The following is a 16300-nucleotide window of genomic DNA, read 5'->3' on the forward strand; positions in this document are numbered from 1 at the left end:
CTTTGACGGAGGGCGGTGCCATAGTATCAGCAAGAATCTAATATTAATGAAGATAATGAATGGGATGTGCCGGGTGGCGGCGCTTGGGCCCCGTTGACAGGGGCAGGCGGTGGATCGCTGCGCCACTTTCAGGAGTGTGACGTGAAAGCCGACTATGACGACATGCGGGAGAGCCCTTCGCCCGTTCCAGGGCTGAAGGTGGCCTATCTGGTGAACCAGTATCCGAAGGTGAGCCATACCTTCATCCGGCGCGAGATCCTTGCGCTGGAGGCGCGGGGGGTGACGGTGCGGCGGTTTGCGATCCGGGGTTGGGATGCCGAGGTCGTCGATCCGGTGGACCGGAGCGAGCGGGAGAAGACGCGCTATCTGCTGCAGGCCGGTGTGGTGCCTTTGTTGATGGCTTTCCTGCGGGTGATGCTGGCCGATCCGCGCAAGGTTTTCGCGGCGTTTCGGGCCGCGCTGGCCATGTCGCGGCGGTCGGTGCGGTCGTGGCCCTATCACCTGATCTGGCTGGCGCAGGCCTGCCAGTTGCGGCTGTGGTTGCAGGAGGCGGGGGGTGAGGTGTCGCATATCCATGCGCATTTCGGGACAAACCCCGTGGATGTGGTCTGTCTTTTGCGGATGATCGGCGGGCCCGAGTACAGCTTTACCGTGCATGGGCCGGACGAGTTCGACAATGCGCATAGTCTTTCGCTGCCGCGCAAGGCGGCGGGGGCGCGTTTCGTCGTGCTGATCAGCGACTATACGCGGGCGCAGTTCATGCGGGCGGTGCCGCCGGACTGCTGGGACAAGCTGAAGGTGGTGCATTGCGGGCTGGACGAGGGGTTCTTTGCCAAGGAACCCGTGCCGTTTCCGGAAAACCCCGTGCTGCTGTGCATCGGGCGGCTGAACGAGCAGAAGGGGCATGTGACCCTGCTGGATGCCCTTGCGCGGCTGGGGCGGCGCGATGTGAAGGTGGTTCTGGCCGGTGATGGCGAGTTGCGCGACATGATCGAGGCCCGGATCCGGGCACTTGGTCTGGAGGGGCAGGTGCGGATCACGGGCTGGATCTCCAGTGACGAGGTGCGGCGTCTGCTGACGGAAAGCACGGTTCTGGTTCAACCGAGCTTCATGGAAGGTTTGCCCGTGGTGCTGATGGAGGCCTTGGCGCAGGGGCGGCCTGTCATTTCGACTTATGTGGCGGGCATCCCCGAACTGGTCCAGCAGGGCAAGAATGGCTGGCTGGTGCCGACGGGGGATGCGGAGAGCCTTGCCACGGCGATCGGGGCGGCGCTGGATACGCCGGTTGATGTGTTGGCCGAGATGGGGCGTGCCGGGATGGTAAGGGTGCGCGCGCGGCATCACATCGATACCGAGGCCGGAAAGCTGGCGGCGCTGTTTTCCGGGCGCGACGCCGTCTGATCGCGCCCGGTAGCGGTGGAGGCCCGTCAGTTTGCCGGAACGCCCGTGCGTGGGTACGACGTGGCGACATCCCAGGCGACCGTCTTCAGGTAGCGCGCCTGTTCCTGCGTCAGCGTGTCCTCGGGGGCGAGGCGGTCGGGGATTTCGGCCGGGTTGCGCTGGTAGATGACGGCATAGACGAGGCTGGACACGGCATAGTTGCCGGTATCGTTCAGGTGGATGTCATCTTCGAAGATGTCGCCGATGGAGGCGAAGGGTGCGGTCCCCGCGGCGATGTCGTCATAGATGCGCGCAAGGAGCCTGTGGCCGGGGATCATGTAGACGGGTTTCATCCCGTCGGGCCGGTTCGCATTGGCCGAGTCCTGCATCCGTTCCCACAAGGCGCCCTGCACGTCGAGGCGTTCGCGGAAGGGGACCTCGCCCGAGCCGTCTGCGGGCTTTTCCGAGTTCGTGTAGCGCCAATGCGGCCATGTGGAGTAGAGCATCAGCTCTGCCCCCTTGCCGCCGTTGCCATTCTTCCAGGTGTTTTCGACCCAGAGGTCGAGATAGTGCAGCGTATCTTCGACGAACCACTCCTCGTTCAGCATGAGGGGTGACCCTTCGGTGATCACGAGCAGTTCGAAATCGCCGATATCGCGCCGCGCGTCCGTCTCGGTGGGATTGTCCCAGCGCCAGCGCATGGGCGAGCCGGGGATGGTGGACGCCTTGATCGTGTCGTGCGGCTTGGTGCCCCGGATCCTTTCCGTGGCGAGGATCAGGCGGCCCGGCCAGGGATGGATCATGTAGGTGTCGGTCAGGCTGTGACCGCTGTGGATCTGGCGGACGGTCGGGGGGCTGGGTTCGCGCGGGGGAAGCTGTGTTTCCGCGAGGACGGGGGGCGTGGCCAGCGTTAGGGCCATGAGCGCACCACCGAGCGTGGCGCGGAAACGGGTGAAGGGCAGCATGCGCGTCGATCCTCTTTCTGGAAAGGTCTTTGTTGATGGCTTTGTCTATGTGATCGGCGGTCCTTCGGGACCGGTTCCCCCCTCGGCTAGGTTTGGGTTGGAGGGGGGCCTGTCAAGGCGGCAGGGCCGCGGAATTTAACCTTTGTAAGGAAATTCCCTTGGTTCGGTGACTCGTGTCAGCGGCCGCGGGTCCATTGGTCGCCGGGCTTCTTCAGGCGGACGGCGACATGGACGGCTGTGTAAACGGCGAAGGCCAGCGGGTCGCGCAGGGCGAGGCGGAGGAGACCCGCCTTGCCGAGCGGGGCCTTGGATTCGTTTTGCGGCAGATCAGGATAAAAGCGGGCGATTTCGAGGACCCCGGCATCCTGCCTGCGGCGGACGCGGACGAGGTTGGCGAAGCCTTCCACCATGGGCCAGTGATAGCGGGCTGGCACCTCGATCCTTTCGGCGGGGGTGAAGTGGAGGCGCGCATAGGTGTCGTCGGAGATGATGCGGGGCCATGGGCCGAAACGCGCCCTGCCGGGGCGGTTCATCGCGAAGAGGCCCGCGCCGACGGCCCCGCCCTTGACGAAGGGGAGTTCCACCCAGAAGCGGGCATAGGCGCGGGTGATGGCGGTACGGGCGGGGGCCACGGCGAGGCGTCCGGTCGCGTAGCGCGGTTCGGGTGTGGCGAGGGCGCGGGCGAGTTGGGCGAGGAGGTCCGGGTCGCAGATCACGTCGGCGTCGAGATAGACGAGGGCGCGGCCGAGGGCGGTGGCTTCGCCCGCTGCCAGTGCGCCGAGCTTGCCGCCATCGGGCAGGTCGAGGACGGTAAGGGGCCAGCCGCGACGGGTGAAGGCGGGTTCGATGGCGCGGGCCTCTGCGACGGTTGCATCGGTGCAGGCATTGGCGGCGACGATGACCTGCACGGGGCCGTCGGGGACATCCGCCGCCGCTGCGAGGGCGGTGAGGCAGGGGCCGATATAGGCTTCTTCGTTGCGGGCGGCGATGATGATGGAAAGCGGGAAGGTCTGGGTCATCGGGATGCGGTTTCCATCGGGAAAACGTAGAAGTTAAGCAACATTACCGCAGAGACGGAGCGGCTGGGCTGGACAGGGGCCTGCGGCTGCTTCATGGCTGCGGCGGATGAGGCATGGAGGGTGCGGCAGTGCGGCGGGACGGGCAATTCGGTCGGGACGGTGAGGCGCTGGCCGGGGCCGGGGTGCTGCGCCTTGTCGATGTACCGACACGCGCGGCTTTGCTGGCAGACATGGCCGCACATTGGGAGCGCGGCGAGGGTTTCGCGGTGGCGACTCTGAACCTTGACCATATCGTGAAGCTGCGCCGGGATGCGCGGTTCCGGAAGGCTTATGCGGCGCAGAGCCATGTGGTTGCGGATGGCAATCCGGTGGTGTGGCTGGCGCATCTGGCGGGGCGGCGCGAGGTGGAGTTGGTGCCCGGGTCGGAACTGATCGAGCCGGTTGCGGCGATGGCGGCCCGGATGGGTGTGCCGATGGCCTTTCTGGGATCCACCGAGCCTGTGCTGCGGGCTGCGGCAGAGCGGTTGGAGGCGCGGCATCCGGGGCTGAAGGTCGTGGCTTGCGTGGCGCCGCCCATGGGGTTCGATCCGGAGAGCGCCACGGCGGATGCGCTGCTGGACGAGGTCGCGGCATCGGGTGCGCGCATCTGCCTGCTGGCGCTGGGCGCGCCCAAGCAGGAGGTGCTGGCGGCGCGCGGGGTGCAGCGGCATCCGTGTCTTGGGTTCCTGTCGATCGGGGCGGGGCTGGATTTCGTCGTGGGGCATCAGACACGCGCACCCCTGTGGGTGCGGCGGATCGCGATGGAATGGCTGTGGCGGATGCTGACCAATCCGCGCCGTCTGGCGAAGCGCTATTTCGACTGTGCCGTGGTTCTGCCGGGGCTGGTCATCGCGGCGCGGAAGGAGCGCGACGCGGGCTAGGCGGCGGGCATTCGGTGCCGCTTGGGGGTAGCCGGGAGCCTTGCCCTGCATCATTTGTACTCGATCAGGCCAGCACGGCGGCCAGCGATGCGGCGCAGCCAGTATTCGGCGACACCGAGCGCTTCGGGCATTTTGCCGATGGTCAGGAAGGCTGCGCGGGAGAGGCCGAGCCGCGGCGCAAGGCGCAGGATCTGCAGGGGCCACAGCAGGAGGATCAGAAGCGCCCACGGCGTGAGGGCCGTGCCGATCAGCGCGGCCAGCGGGATGGCCGCGCCCCAGAGCAGCGCGCGGCGGGTTTCGGTGACGAAATGGCGCTCCGGGGGGCTGCCATGCAGGGCCGCCCCCTCTGCATAGGCATGGCCGGAGCGGCGCATCCGTTTCCACCATTGGCCGAAGCGCGTCATGGCGGCGTCATGCAGCGTCATCTCGGCGTCGAGGCGGTGGATCTTCCATCCTGCGGCGCGCAGGCGGACGCAGAGTTCCGGTTCCTCGCCCGCGATAAGGCCGGGGTTGAAGCCGCCCACCGCGGCGAAGGCATCCGCGCGCATGAGGGCGTCGCCGCCGCAGGCGCGGGCCTCGCCCACGGGTGTGTTCCATTCCTCGTCGCAGAGGCGGTTGTAAACCGATGCCTCGGGGAAGCGTTCGCGGCGGCGGCCACAGGCGACGGCAGCATTCGGGTGTTCGACAAGGAAGTCACGGGCGGTTTCGATCCAGCCGGGTGCGAGGGCGCAGTCGCCGTCGATGAACTGGACGTAATCGGGGCGGTCGGAAGCGAGGGCGGCGAAGCCTTCGTTGCGGGCGCGGGCCGCCGTGAACGGACGCGACATGTCGAGGCGGACCACACGGGCACCTGCCGCCTGTGCCGCCGCGACCGAGCCATCGGTGGAGCCGGAGTCGACATAGACAACGGGCCGCACCTCATGGGGAATGGCGGCTAGGGCGGCCACGAGGCGTGCGCCTTCGTTCCGGCCGATGAGGACTGCCGCGATGCGCGGGGCTTGCATCGCTGCGCCTAGACCTTGCCGACCGTGCCATCCCGGCGCTGAAGCGGGGTCAGGACGTGGTTGCGGAAATCCGGGATGAAATTGCCGGGGCTGCTGGACGGCTGTCCGCGGAGGCGCGAGAGGGTGTTGCCGATGGCGGTGCCAGCGAGGCGTGCGCGGGCCACGGTCAGGGCGCCCAGCGCGCCGTAGGTCTTGATGAAATAGAGACGCCAACTGTCATACCAGTAGCCCGGGAGCGGGCGGCGGGCGTTCTCTTCCCCGGTGACACCGGTGGAGGCACCGGCGACATGCACGATCTGCGCCTCGGGCAGGTGCCAGACCTCCCACCCGCGGGCCTTGATGCGGTGCATCAGTTCCACCTCTTCATAATAGAGGAAGAAGTCGGGGTCAAAGAAGCCGACCTCAGCCAGCACGTCGAGGCGGGCCATCATGGAGGCCCCCGAGACCCAATCGACCTGCTGCTGAGGAAGCTGGGCCGGATAGGCGACGAGGCGGTGGTCGAAGATGCGCCCGAGCGGGCCGAAATTCACCGCTTCGACGAATTCCGAGAGGGCGGAGGGGAAGCGGAAGGCGCAGGTGGCGGGTTCGAGTGACCCTTCGTGCAGGATGGCGCTGCCCACGACGGCGGCGCGGGGATGGGCGTCGAGGAAGGCCGACATTTGGGCCACCGCATTGGTGACGAGACGGGCGTCGGGGTTGAGGAGATAGGCCTTGGCCGGGGCGTCGGGCCGCGCGGCGAGCTTGTGCAGGACGATGTTGTTGCCGCGTCCGAAGCCGTGGTTCGTGTCTTCGAGATGCAGGGTGACGGCATCGCCCCAGCGCTGCGACGCCTCGGTCAGTTCGGCGCGGTCGTTGCCGGGCGAGGCGTTGTCGACGACGTGGACCTCGACCTTGAGGCCATCCGCCCCACGGGTGAGGACGCTGTCGACGGCGGCGATCGTCATGTCGGCCGTGCGGTAGTTGACGATGATGACGGCGACATCAGGGGCGGACATGACCACTATCCTTTCACAAACTGGCGGCACGGCAACCCTGCCGGGCGGGGGAATCGCGGCGCGAGGATGCCGCTGTGCAGCAATTATTTGCAAACGTTAAGATGCGATCCGCAGGGCCGGGTAAGGGCGAATTGCGGGCCTTTTGCGGGCCGTGAGGGAAATTGTTTCCGGCAGCGCCACAATTGGCCGATTTCTGCGGATTTATCGGCTGTGCCGGGCAAAGGGGCGGGGCGCAGGGTGGACGGCGCGGGGCGTGGCATGCGACAGTGCCGTGGTAATAGAGATGAATTGTCTTCGACAGGCGACCAGTGACCCATGCCTAACGCCTTAGCCTTTCTTGCGGTGTTCAGTTGGCCCCTTGCGGTGTTCCTGCTGTTCAAGTTCCTGCCGCGGGCGGAGGCTTTTGCCTGGTCGATCCTGGGGGGATATCTTCTGTTGCCGACGCGGGCGGGGATCGATTTGCCCGCGGTGCCGCCGATCGACAAGGATGGGATGCCGATCCTTTCGGTCGTGCTGATGCTGATCCTCGGTGTCGGGGCGGGGGCTGCCGGGGCGCAGCAGAACCGGGCACCGGCGGAGAGGTCGGGGGGCGTCTTGCGGGTCGTGATCATCGTTCTGGTCGCGGTGCTGCTTCTGTCGCCGCTGATCACGGTGAACACGAACCACGAGACGCTGGTCTATGGCCCGCGGGTGCTTCCGGCGCTGCGGCCCTATGATGCGATCTCGATCGGGTCGCAGTTGATGATCATGGTCATGCCGTTCCTTTTGGCGATGCGTATCTTTTCGAGCCCGCAGAGCCATGTCGTGCTGTTGCGTTGTCTCGTTTTCGCGGTGCTTGTCTACACCTTGCCCGCGCTGTTCGAGATCCGCATGAGTCCGCAGTTGAATGTGATGTTCTACGGGTTCTTCCCGCATCAGTTCGCCCAGCATATCCGGCCCGGCGGGTTCCGCCCGGTGGTGTTCCTGCACCATGGCCTGTGGCTGGCGATCCTGATGGCTATGGGGATCCTGGCTGCAGCGGCGTTGTGGCGGCAGCGGATATTCGAAGGGGGGCGGGCAGCGCATTGGTTCTATGCCGGGATTTACCTGACGCTGGTGCTGCTCATCTCGAACAACCTAGGGGCGCTGGTCATCGCGTTCCTGCTGGGTCCTGTGGTGCTTTTCCTTGGGGTGCGGACGCAGTTGCTTGCCGCGGCAGTGATTGCGGGGATCGTGCTTGTCTATCCCATGCTGCGGGGGGCGCAGTTGGTGCCGGTGGATTCGGTGGTGGCACTTGCCGAGAAGGTCAGCACGGATCGCGCGGATTCACTGCGATTCCGGCTGGAGAACGAGGACGTGCTTGCCGCGCGCTCTGCGGAAAAGCCGCTGGCCGGGTGGGGCGGCTATGGGCGGAACCAAATATTCGATCCCAATACCGGTGATATGCTGAGCATCACGGATGGGTATTGGATTCTCGTCATCGGAATATTCGGCTGGCTGGGCTATATAGCGCAGTTCGGGTTGCTGGCCCTGCCCGTGATCCTTCTTGCCTTCCGCAGGGGGGAGGAGGGAATGGCCCCCGCGACGGCGGGGCTGGCGCTGATGATGGCGGCGAGCCTGATCGACCTTATCCCCAATGCGACGGTTTCGCCGATCACATGGATGGTCGCAGGGGCAATAGCGGGGTATTGCGTCCGGCGGACGTCCGATGTGGGGGATGTCGCTATGGTAGGCGTGCCGGTGGCTGCGCGGCCGCCGCGGCAATGGGCCGTAGTAACCGACCAGCCAGAGCCCGTTGTGCCTGCGGACGCGGGGGCTGTGGCTACGCCTTCCGGCGCGGCGGGCGGATGGGTCGGTGCGCAGGCCCGGCCGCGGAGGCGGGCGCCGCGCAAGCCCTGAGACCTAGCCGCCGACCGCCATGTTGCGGAAGGTTGCGTTGCCGGTGACCAGTTCATCATAGGTTCCTGCGGCGGCGATGCGGCCCTTTTCCATCAGGAAGATGCGGTCGCAATCCTTTACCGTGGTCAGGCGGTGGGCGATCAGAATGATTGTCGTGTCGGCGCGTATGTTCTGCACGGCTTCCATCACGACGCGTTCGGTGATGTTGTCGAGCGCACTGGTCGCCTCGTCCATGATGAGGAGCGAGGGGGTGCGGTAGAGGGCGCGGGCAATGCCGATGCGCTGGCGCTGGCCGCCGGAAAGGCGGATGCCGCGTTCGCCGACGATCGTGTCGTAGCCTTCAGCAAGGTCGTTCATCACGAAGTCATGCAGGGCGGCGGCGCGGGCCGCGCGTTCGAGGGCGGCGCGGTCGATCTTGTCCTTTGGCACGCCAAAAGCGATGTTGGCGGCGATCGTGTCGTCGGTCAGATAGATGGATTGCGGGACATAGCCGAGGCTGTTCTGCCAGTCGCGACGGTTCTCTTCGGTGATGAGGGTGCCGTCGACGCGCAATTCGCCGGAATTCTGGGTGAGCAGGCCGAGGATGAGGTCCACGAGCGTGGTCTTGCCCGCGCCCGTGCCGCCGACGAGACCCACCGTGGTGCGGGCGGGGATCGTAAGGTCGAGATTTGAGAGAGCGGGACGGTTTGCGCTGGCGTAGCGGAAGGAGACATCCTTCAGTTCCAGTGCGGATTTGACGGGCAGGGAGGTACCCTTGGGTTCGGGGCCTGCCCAATGGCCATCCTTGGCGGCGGCGTAATCCGCGACGATCGCCTCGAGCGAGGCCTGCGCGCCGCGGATGCTGGCGAGGGCGTAATAGGTCTGCTGAAGGGCGGGCAGGAGACGCATCACCGAGAAGGCGAAGATGCCGAGGGTGGGGACGATGCCCGCGATATTTCCGTCATTGCGGAACAGGAGGACGAGGACAAGGCCCAGCAGCGCGCCGAAGGTGATGCCTTCGAGGACGAAACGGGGCAGTTCCGACATGATGCCGACCCGGATGAGCGCACGGGCGGCGCGGTTCGAGGCACCGGCGAACTGCGTTGTGTAGCCGGCTTCCAGACCGAGAAGCTTTACGTCCTTGATGCCGCCGGTCGATTCCTGCGCGAGGCGATAGCGCTCTCCAAGTGCAGCGACCATGTCCTGCCCGGCCTTTTGCAGCAAGCCGCGAAGACGGAGGTAGATGAGCACGTAGCTTCCACCGAGGACGAGTGCGGAGAGCAGCGTGACCGTGGGGTCGACCACCAGCAGGAAGCAGAGCATCGCGATCACGAGGATCACGTTGGAGGTGAGGCGCAGGAGGGGCGACAGGACGCGGTTCGTCATGCCGTCGACTTCGGTGAGGACGTTCTTGCCGATTTCGGCGCTGTTGCGGGTCAGGAACCATTCATAGGGCTGGCGCAGGTAGGAACCGAGCAGGCGAAAAGAAATGGCCGAGCCGCGCATGAAGGAATAGCGCAGGTTCGCATAGGTGCCGAGGGCCTTGATGAAGAGGCCGCCGAAAACGACCACCAGGACGATGACGGCCAGCGCGACCTGGAAGGAGAAGGCGGTTTCGGTGCCGAGGAAATCGCGCAGCCAGGACAGGGCGCGACTGGTGTCGACGCTGGCGGGATCGGCAAGGACGTTGAGGAGGACGAGCACCGAGGATACGCCCGCTACCTCGACCAGCGCGACGAAGATCATCAGGATCGTCAGCACCCAGAAGCGGCGCTTTTCCTGCGCGTCGAGAAGAGAGAACACCTTGCGGAAGACGTCTAACAAAACACTGCTCCTGCCTTGCCGATCCGGGACTTACCCCGGATCGGGCTGTTTTACCAAGGTTACTGCACTGGCATTCTGGCAAAGGAAAGGCCGGAGCCGGACTTTCCGATGATCGCACGCGCCTCCGTCACGGACCTGCGGCGGGGGCGACACCGCTGTAGGGGGTGGAGGTGACGACGCGCCAGACCACATCCTGCATAAGTCGCGCGGTTTCCGGGGCGGGCGCTGTGGCGGGGGTGCCGTCCGCGCGCAGGAGTTCATGGGGCAGGCCTTCGGGGCTGTCGCCGTAGAGGGTGGCGTAGTGGACGAGGGCGATGAAGTAGTTGCCCAGATCGTTGAGGTGGATGTCGTCAGAGAAAAGGTCACGGCGGGAGGTCACGTTGCCGACGCCGCCGCGCGATTCGACCTCGCGCACGAAGGCGGCGAGCGCCTGACCGGCGGGGATGAGGTGGATGCGCTGGCCCTCGGCACCCTTGTGGAGCGCGGGGCGCAGGATGCCTGCCTCCCAGTAGCGGGGAAGATCGGCGTCGATCCGTTCGAGCCAGCCTTCGGCATCGTCGAGGCGGTGCCATGTCTCGTAGAGGTAGATGCGGGTATCGGGGCGCGCCGTGCGGGCGGCCTCGGAGAATTGGGCGAGGTAGCGGGCGCTGTCATGGTAGCGGAGGGCGTCGCGGATTTCGACCATCTCGGTCAGGACGAGGGCGTCGTAGTCGCCGCTGTCCACCGCCTCGCGGGCGGGGCGGAAGCGAGGATGGGCGTTTTCCTGTTCGAAGCCGTTCACCGGGGTATCGCCCCAGTGGGATTGCAGCGTTGCACCCCAGCCGAGCTGGCTTTCGTAGCGGTGCCCCTCGCCCGCGAGTTGGGCCAGCATCGCGGGCATGTCGCGGTTCACGAGGCTGTGGCCGATGTGGAAGACGGCAAGCGGGGCATCGGGGGCGGGCAGGGGATCGTTATAGAGCGCCTGCATCTGCGCGTCATCGAGACCGGGAAGGGTGGGAATTGCCGGAGGGCCGGAGAATTGACGCCAGAGGAATGCCCCGACCGCCGCCACAGCGAGGGCGACGCCGAGGGCGAGAATGCCTTTTTTCTTCATAGACTTACCCCTGCAAGAATGACACCCGCCGTCACCAGACGGCGGCCTTCGATCCTGTGCCCGGCACGAAAGACGCTGAGGGGTTGGCGGAACCGGGCAACGAAACCCTCCGTCGTGAGACGGAGATCGACCGCGTCAAACCCGATCAGCGCCCCGGTAATGGGAAACTGGGCCTTGTAGATGGCTTCCTTGGCGGAAAACACGTGACGCACATAGGTACCGCGTCCTGCAAGGGGAAGGGCTGCGAGTTCATCGGGGGTGCAGATCACCGGCCAGAGGTCGGGGTCGATGGGGGCGTCCTGTTCGATATCGACGCCGAGGGGGGCGCCACTGCGGGCCACGGCGATGGCGCGGCCTGCGGCATGGGCGATGGAGCCTGCGATGCCGGTGGGCCAGATCGGTTGACGGTCGGGGCCGCGGGGGATGGGGGTGGCGGGCAGGCCAAGGGCCGCGAGGGCGCGGCGGGCGGCGGCGCGGCCTGCGGTGAATTCGGCGCGGCGGGAGGCGACGGCCTTTGCGATGGCCGGTTCCTCGGCCGGGAAGGGGGGCGGGTGGGGCGCGTCGATGGCAAGGGCGGCGACGCCCGTTCCGGGCGGGAACAGGGAGGCAAGCGCCGTTTCCAGCGCCTGATCCGGGCCTGTTCCCGTCATGCGCGCTAGCCTTTCGCGCGTTCGCGCGCCTCGCGCATGGCGCGGCGGCGGGCCATGGCGTCGCTGCGGCTGCCGCCCTGATCGGCGGCAGGCGCGCCCGCGCCGATGAGTTCCGGTTCCATCGGCTTGATCGCCGCGGGCTGCGGTGTGCTGCCCTGCCCGAGATGGGCCGCGAGAGAGGACAGGACGGGGAAGCGGAAAATGTCGGTGATGGCGAGGCGGGCCGTGTTGAGCCGCGCCTTGAGTTCCCTGTGCGCCTGCACCGCCAAGAGCGAATGGCCGCCGAGGGTGAAGAAGTTGTCCGAGCGCCCGACGCTGGGCACGCCAAGCACCTTGGCCCAGACTTCGGCGATTGCGGCCTCGACGCTGTCGGTGGGGGCGGCGACCGGATCGGAGGTCGGGAGGGCCGCCGCGCGGGTGGAGGGCGCGGGCAGGGCCTTGCGGTCCACCTTGCGGTTGGGGGTCAGCGGGAAGCTGTCCAGCGGCACGACATGGGCCGGGACCATGACATCGGGCAGGGTTTCGGCAAGATGGGCGCGCAGGCGTGCCTCGTCCACCGGGCCGTCATGGGTGACATAGGCCACGAGGCGGACATCGCCGGGAATATCCTCGCGCGGGATGACGACGGATTGGCGGATGCCGGGGGCCTGATCCAGAACGGATTCGATCTCGCCCAGTTCGATGCGGTGGCCGCGGATCTTGACCTGATGGTCGGCGCGGCCGAGGAAATCCAGCCGCCCGTCGGCGCGGCGGCGGACAAGGTCGCCGGTGCGGTACATCCGGCCCTGACCCGCGAAGGGATCGGGGCGGAAGCGGTCGGCGGTCAGGTCGTCGCGCTTGAAGTAACCGGCCGCGACGCCTTCGCCGCCGATCCAGAGTTCGCCTTCGGTGCCATCGGGGACGGGGGCGCCATCCTCGTCCAGCACATAGAGCGCGGTATTGGCGATGGGCTGGCCGATGTTGACCGTGCCGTCGCCGCCCGTCGTCGCCTCAACCGAGGACCAGATGGTGGTTTCGGTGGGGCCGTACATGTTCAGGACCGGGCCGCCGATGAGGGTGGAGAGGTCGGAGGCGAGCTTTCCCGGGAGCGCCTCGCCACCCACCATCATCCGCTTGACCCCGCGCAGGGCATCGCGGGCGCCGTCATCCTCGGCCAGCATGCGGGCCATGGAGGGGGTGCATTGCAGGTGGGTGACGCGGTGGCCCCGGATCAGGCCCGCGAGCGAGCCGTCATCTGCTGCCTCGCCGTTGGCGCGACGCAGCACCTCGGCCAGCGGGATGAGGCCGGAGAGGACGGTGGAGGCGGGGATGCCGTAGTCGATGAGGCAGGCGATTTCGTCGACATCGATGGATTTCACCTCTTCGACCCGTGCCAGCGCGTCCTCGACGGTGCCGAAGAGACCGGATTCCTCGAAATAGCGTTGGAAGGCGAAGTCGAGGATGGCTTCGAGTTCCTCGGCATCGAGCGAGCCGAGATCGATTTCCATCGGGTTGGCGATGCCTTGGGGTTTCTTGAAGGCCGGGAAGGCCCATGCATATTGCTTGATGAGGCCTGCGGCGCTGCGGAGGTAGTCCTTCATCGGGCCGCGTGCGGTTTCGCGCGCGGTGTCGCGATCGGCGGCAAGGTATGTGTGCAGCATGAGCGTGACCTTGAAGGCGGCGGGGTCATGCCCGGCCTCGGCCAGCGCGGCGCGGTAGATCTTCACCTTGTCGCCCACCTCGGCGACGGATTGGCCAAGCAGGTGCGTCAACACATTCGCGCCAAGGCGGCCTGCATCGCGCCATGTTTCCGAGTTGCCTGCGGTGGTGACCCAGACGGGCAGGTCCTTCGACACGGGGCGGGGCTGGGTGACGACGCCGAACATGCTGCCGTCCTTGCGCGGGAATTCCACCGCCTCGCCCTTCCACAGCCTGCGCAGCGTCGTGATGCTGTCGAGCATGGCCTGACGGTTGGCGGGCGGGGTGTTTTCCGGGCGCAGGATGAAATCGTCGGGCTGCCAGCCAGATGCGATGGCGAGGGCCGCGCGCCCGTTGGTGAGGTTGTCGATCACCGCCCATTCCTCGGCGATGCGGGCCGGGTGATGGAGGGGGGCCACGCAACTGCCCGCGCGGACGCCGATGTTGCGGGTGACGGCGGCGACGGCCGCGCCGGTGACGGAGGGGTTCGGATAGGGGCCGCCGAAGGCGTGGAAGTGGCGTTCCGGCGTCCAGACGGCGCAGAAGCCGTGGGTATCGGCGAATTTCGCGCCTTCGAGCAGGAGTTCGTATTTCTTCGGCCCCTGACCGTCGTCATTGCCCCAGTAATAGAGGCTGAATTCCATCTGGCGGGAGGAGACGGCCACGGCGGGGCCGCCGGAGGGGCTGAGTTTCGCTGCCTCGTCCGCGACGACGACGGTGAAGCCGCGCGTCAGTGTCCAGAAGAGTTCCAGCACCGAGATGTCGAAGGACATGGAGGTGACGGCGAGCCATGTGCCCGGATCGGTGCCGATGGCGTCATCCATCCCGGCGAAGAAGTTGATCACGTTGCGATGGGTGACCATCACGCCTTTCGGCCTGCCGGTGGAGCCGGAGGTGTAGATCACATAGGCGAGGTCATCGGCCTGCGGGCCGTTCTCTGGCAAGTTGGTGGCCGCCGCGTCGAGACGCGGGTCGGTGTCGAGAAGCAGGCGCTGCGGGCCGTCGGGGAGGGCCGGGGCGACGGAGGATTCCGTCACGATCACCGGGGCGCCCGAATCCTCGGCATAGAGAGCGAGGCGGTCGGCGGGATAGGCCGGGTCCATGGGGACATAGGCCGCGCCGGCCATCTGGATGCCGAGCGCGCCCGCGATCATGTCTGCGCCACGGTGGCAGGCAAGGCCCACGAGCATGCCGCGCTGCACGCCCATGCCGCGCAGGATGTTGGCGATGCGGGCGGCGCGGGCGGTCAGTTGGGCATAGGAGAGGCGCGTCTTGCCCGCGATGACGGCGGTGTGGTCGGGACGGCGCGCGGTTTCCTGCAGCACGGCAGCGGGAATGGTGAGGCTGCGGTCGTAGTCCTTGGCCGTGGCGGCGAGGGCTGCGGAGAGGCGGGCGGTTTCCTCTGCCGTGAGGGCGGAGTGGGCGGCGAGGTCGGCCTCGGGGCCTGCGGCGTCGATGGCCGTGGCGATGCGGGCGATGCGGTCGGCCAGCGCCTGCGCCTCGGCCATGGGCAGGCGGGTGGCGTCGTAATGGAGCCTTGCGCCTGCGGGCGTGAGGGAGAGGGTGACGGCGCTGCCGGCAAGCGGTTCGTCGCGGTCGGAGAGGGCGACGGGCGGCGGGGTCAGGGGCGGCAGGCCCGGTTCGCGCAGGGCGAGGTCGGCGGCGATGCCGCCGGAGGCTTGCGCGAAGGCGATGGCGTCGGTGGCGGCGGCTTCGGCGCGGGCGGCGGGGCCGGTGGCGGCGATGCGCGCGGGGAACCACGGTAGGGCATGGAGCGGCGCGTTGGCCGCGGTGGCGATGGCGATGTCGCCCGCGCTGCGGCCCGTGGCGCGCAGGGTGGCGAGGGCCACGCGTGCGGGGGATGCGGCGGCAAGCGGCAGGGGCAGGACGCGCCAGTCGGCGGTGGCGCCGGGCGGGGTGCCGATGGTGACTGGGTCGGCGGAGGCGAGAAGGGCGCGGGCGCGCTGTTCCGCTTGGGCCACGGGGGCGAGGGCGGAGGTCAGGCGCGCGGCCTCATCACTGCTGGGCGAGGCGATGTGGGTGGCGCGGAGCGTGCCGGGGCAGACGGTCGCGCCATCCATGGCGCGCAGGCCCGCAAGGCGGATGGAGCCCGTGCCGCAGGCGACGACGAGGCCTGCGGGGGTGCTTTCCAGAACGGTGCCGGGGGCGGCGGAGGCGGTTTCCGCCTCGGCGATGGTGACGGCGAGGAGGCGGCCTTCCACCTCGATCTTCGGCAGGGCGAGGGGGTTGCGGTAGGCGCCGTGGTCCAGCGCGCGGACCATGCGGGCAAGATCGGCGGCGGGGCGGGTGAAATCGAGCCGCGCGGCGGCGGCGGGGCGGTCGGCGCGCATGTAGACATGGCGCGTGCCTGCGGGTTGCGGGTGGCGCGGATGGCCGCCCTGTTCCAGCGCGGTGACGACCTCGGCGAAGCTGTCGATGGCGGCGGCGAAGCAGCGGGCATTCAGGGTGAAGGCCGTGTCATCGTCAGCGATGTCGAAATCACGGGTGGCGAGGATGTCGCCTTCGTCGATGCCTTTGGTCATCAGGTGCCATGTGATGCCGTGGCGCGTTTCGCCCGCGAGCATGGCCCAGACGGGGGCGTTGAGGCCCGCATAGGCGGGCAGCGGGCCGTCGTGGAAGTTGACGCCGCCCTTGGACGCGCGGGCGAGGACGGCATCGGGGACGAGCGAGAGGTTCGCGACCGACAGGACCCAGTCGACCGAAAGCCCTTCGCAGCGGGCGGCAAGACCCGCACCGGGGGCGATCACGGGCAGGCCGTGGCCCGCCGCCCAGTCGGCGACCTTGGCTTCGCGGGTGATCACGGCCGCGATGCGGTGGCCGCGATCCAGCCAGAGATTGCCGCATTCGGCGGTCAAGCTTTCATTGCCAACGAGGAGGGCGGAAAGGGTCATCGGT

General features: G+C 67.5%; 11 protein-coding genes. 3 read left to right on the forward strand and 8 right to left on the reverse strand.

Annotated elements, in window-relative coordinates:
- Nucleotides 1-141 precede the first annotated feature (141 nt).
- Nucleotides 142-1401 (forward strand): glycosyltransferase, encoded by a 1260-nt coding sequence (locus TabM4_RS03960; RefSeq protein WP_434618740.1) that lies wholly within the window; start codon nucleotides 142-144, stop codon nucleotides 1399-1401.
- 26 nt (nucleotides 1402-1427) lie between these two features.
- On the opposite strand, the gene TabM4_RS03965 is transcribed toward TabM4_RS03960, so the two are convergent.
- On the reverse strand, nucleotides 1428-2345 hold the full coding sequence (locus tag TabM4_RS03965; RefSeq protein ID WP_434618742.1) for a hypothetical protein: 918 nt from the start codon (nucleotides 2343-2345) through the stop codon (nucleotides 1428-1430).
- 176 nt (nucleotides 2346-2521) lie between these two features.
- Nucleotides 2522-3364 carry a glycosyltransferase gene (locus TabM4_RS03970; RefSeq protein ID WP_434618745.1) on the reverse strand — a complete coding sequence of 281 codons (843 nt, stop codon included), beginning with the start codon at nucleotides 3362-3364 and terminating at the stop codon, nucleotides 2522-2524.
- Between the two features lie 113 nt (nucleotides 3365-3477).
- Between TabM4_RS03970 and TabM4_RS03975 the strand changes: the two genes are divergently transcribed.
- A complete protein-coding gene (locus TabM4_RS03975) occupies nucleotides 3478-4284 on the forward strand; it encodes a WecB/TagA/CpsF family glycosyltransferase (RefSeq protein WP_434618747.1) in 807 nt (268 codons plus the stop codon).
- Between the two features lie 50 nt (nucleotides 4285-4334).
- Here TabM4_RS03975 and TabM4_RS03980 read toward each other — a convergent pair whose 3' ends face one another.
- Complete coding sequence (locus tag TabM4_RS03980; protein ID WP_434618750.1) at nucleotides 4335-5288, reverse strand: glycosyltransferase family 2 protein; 954 nt, start codon at nucleotides 5286-5288, stop codon at nucleotides 4335-4337.
- A gap of 8 nt (nucleotides 5289-5296) precedes the next feature.
- Nucleotides 5297-6283, reverse strand: a complete 987-nt coding sequence (locus TabM4_RS03985) for a glycosyltransferase family 2 protein (RefSeq protein ID WP_434618753.1) — start codon at nucleotides 6281-6283, stop codon at nucleotides 5297-5299.
- A gap of 342 nt (nucleotides 6284-6625) precedes the next feature.
- Between TabM4_RS03985 and TabM4_RS03990 the strand changes: the two genes are divergently transcribed.
- On the forward strand, nucleotides 6626-8161 hold the full coding sequence (locus TabM4_RS03990) for a hypothetical protein (protein WP_434618756.1): 1536 nt from the start codon (nucleotides 6626-6628) through the stop codon (nucleotides 8159-8161).
- 3 nt (nucleotides 8162-8164) lie between these two features.
- Here TabM4_RS03990 and TabM4_RS03995 read toward each other — a convergent pair whose 3' ends face one another.
- From TabM4_RS03995 to TabM4_RS04010, 4 genes are all read right to left on the reverse strand, one after another.
- Nucleotides 8165-9964 carry an ABC transporter ATP-binding protein gene (locus tag TabM4_RS03995; protein ID WP_434618759.1) on the reverse strand — a complete coding sequence of 600 codons (1800 nt, stop codon included), beginning with the start codon at nucleotides 9962-9964 and terminating at the stop codon, nucleotides 8165-8167.
- A 127-nt stretch (nucleotides 9965-10091) separates the two neighbouring features.
- Complete coding sequence (locus TabM4_RS04000) at nucleotides 10092-11057, reverse strand: hypothetical protein (protein WP_434618762.1); 966 nt, start codon at nucleotides 11055-11057, stop codon at nucleotides 10092-10094.
- The gene (locus tag TabM4_RS04005) at nucleotides 11054-11707 is read right to left on the reverse strand and encodes a 4'-phosphopantetheinyl transferase family protein (protein WP_434618765.1); all 654 of its coding nucleotides are present in this window, start codon (nucleotides 11705-11707) and stop codon (nucleotides 11054-11056) included. The genes TabM4_RS04000 and TabM4_RS04005 overlap by 4 nt, the downstream gene beginning before the upstream one ends.
- 5 nt (nucleotides 11708-11712) lie before the next feature.
- Nucleotides 11713-16296 (reverse strand): MupA/Atu3671 family FMN-dependent luciferase-like monooxygenase, encoded by a 4584-nt coding sequence (locus tag TabM4_RS04010; protein WP_434618768.1) that lies wholly within the window; start codon nucleotides 16294-16296, stop codon nucleotides 11713-11715.
- Between the last annotated feature and the right edge of the window lie 4 nt (nucleotides 16297-16300).

It is taken from the genome of Tabrizicola sp. M-4 (assembly GCF_051132405.1).
Classification (GTDB): domain Bacteria; phylum Pseudomonadota; class Alphaproteobacteria; order Rhodobacterales; family Rhodobacteraceae; genus Paragemmobacter.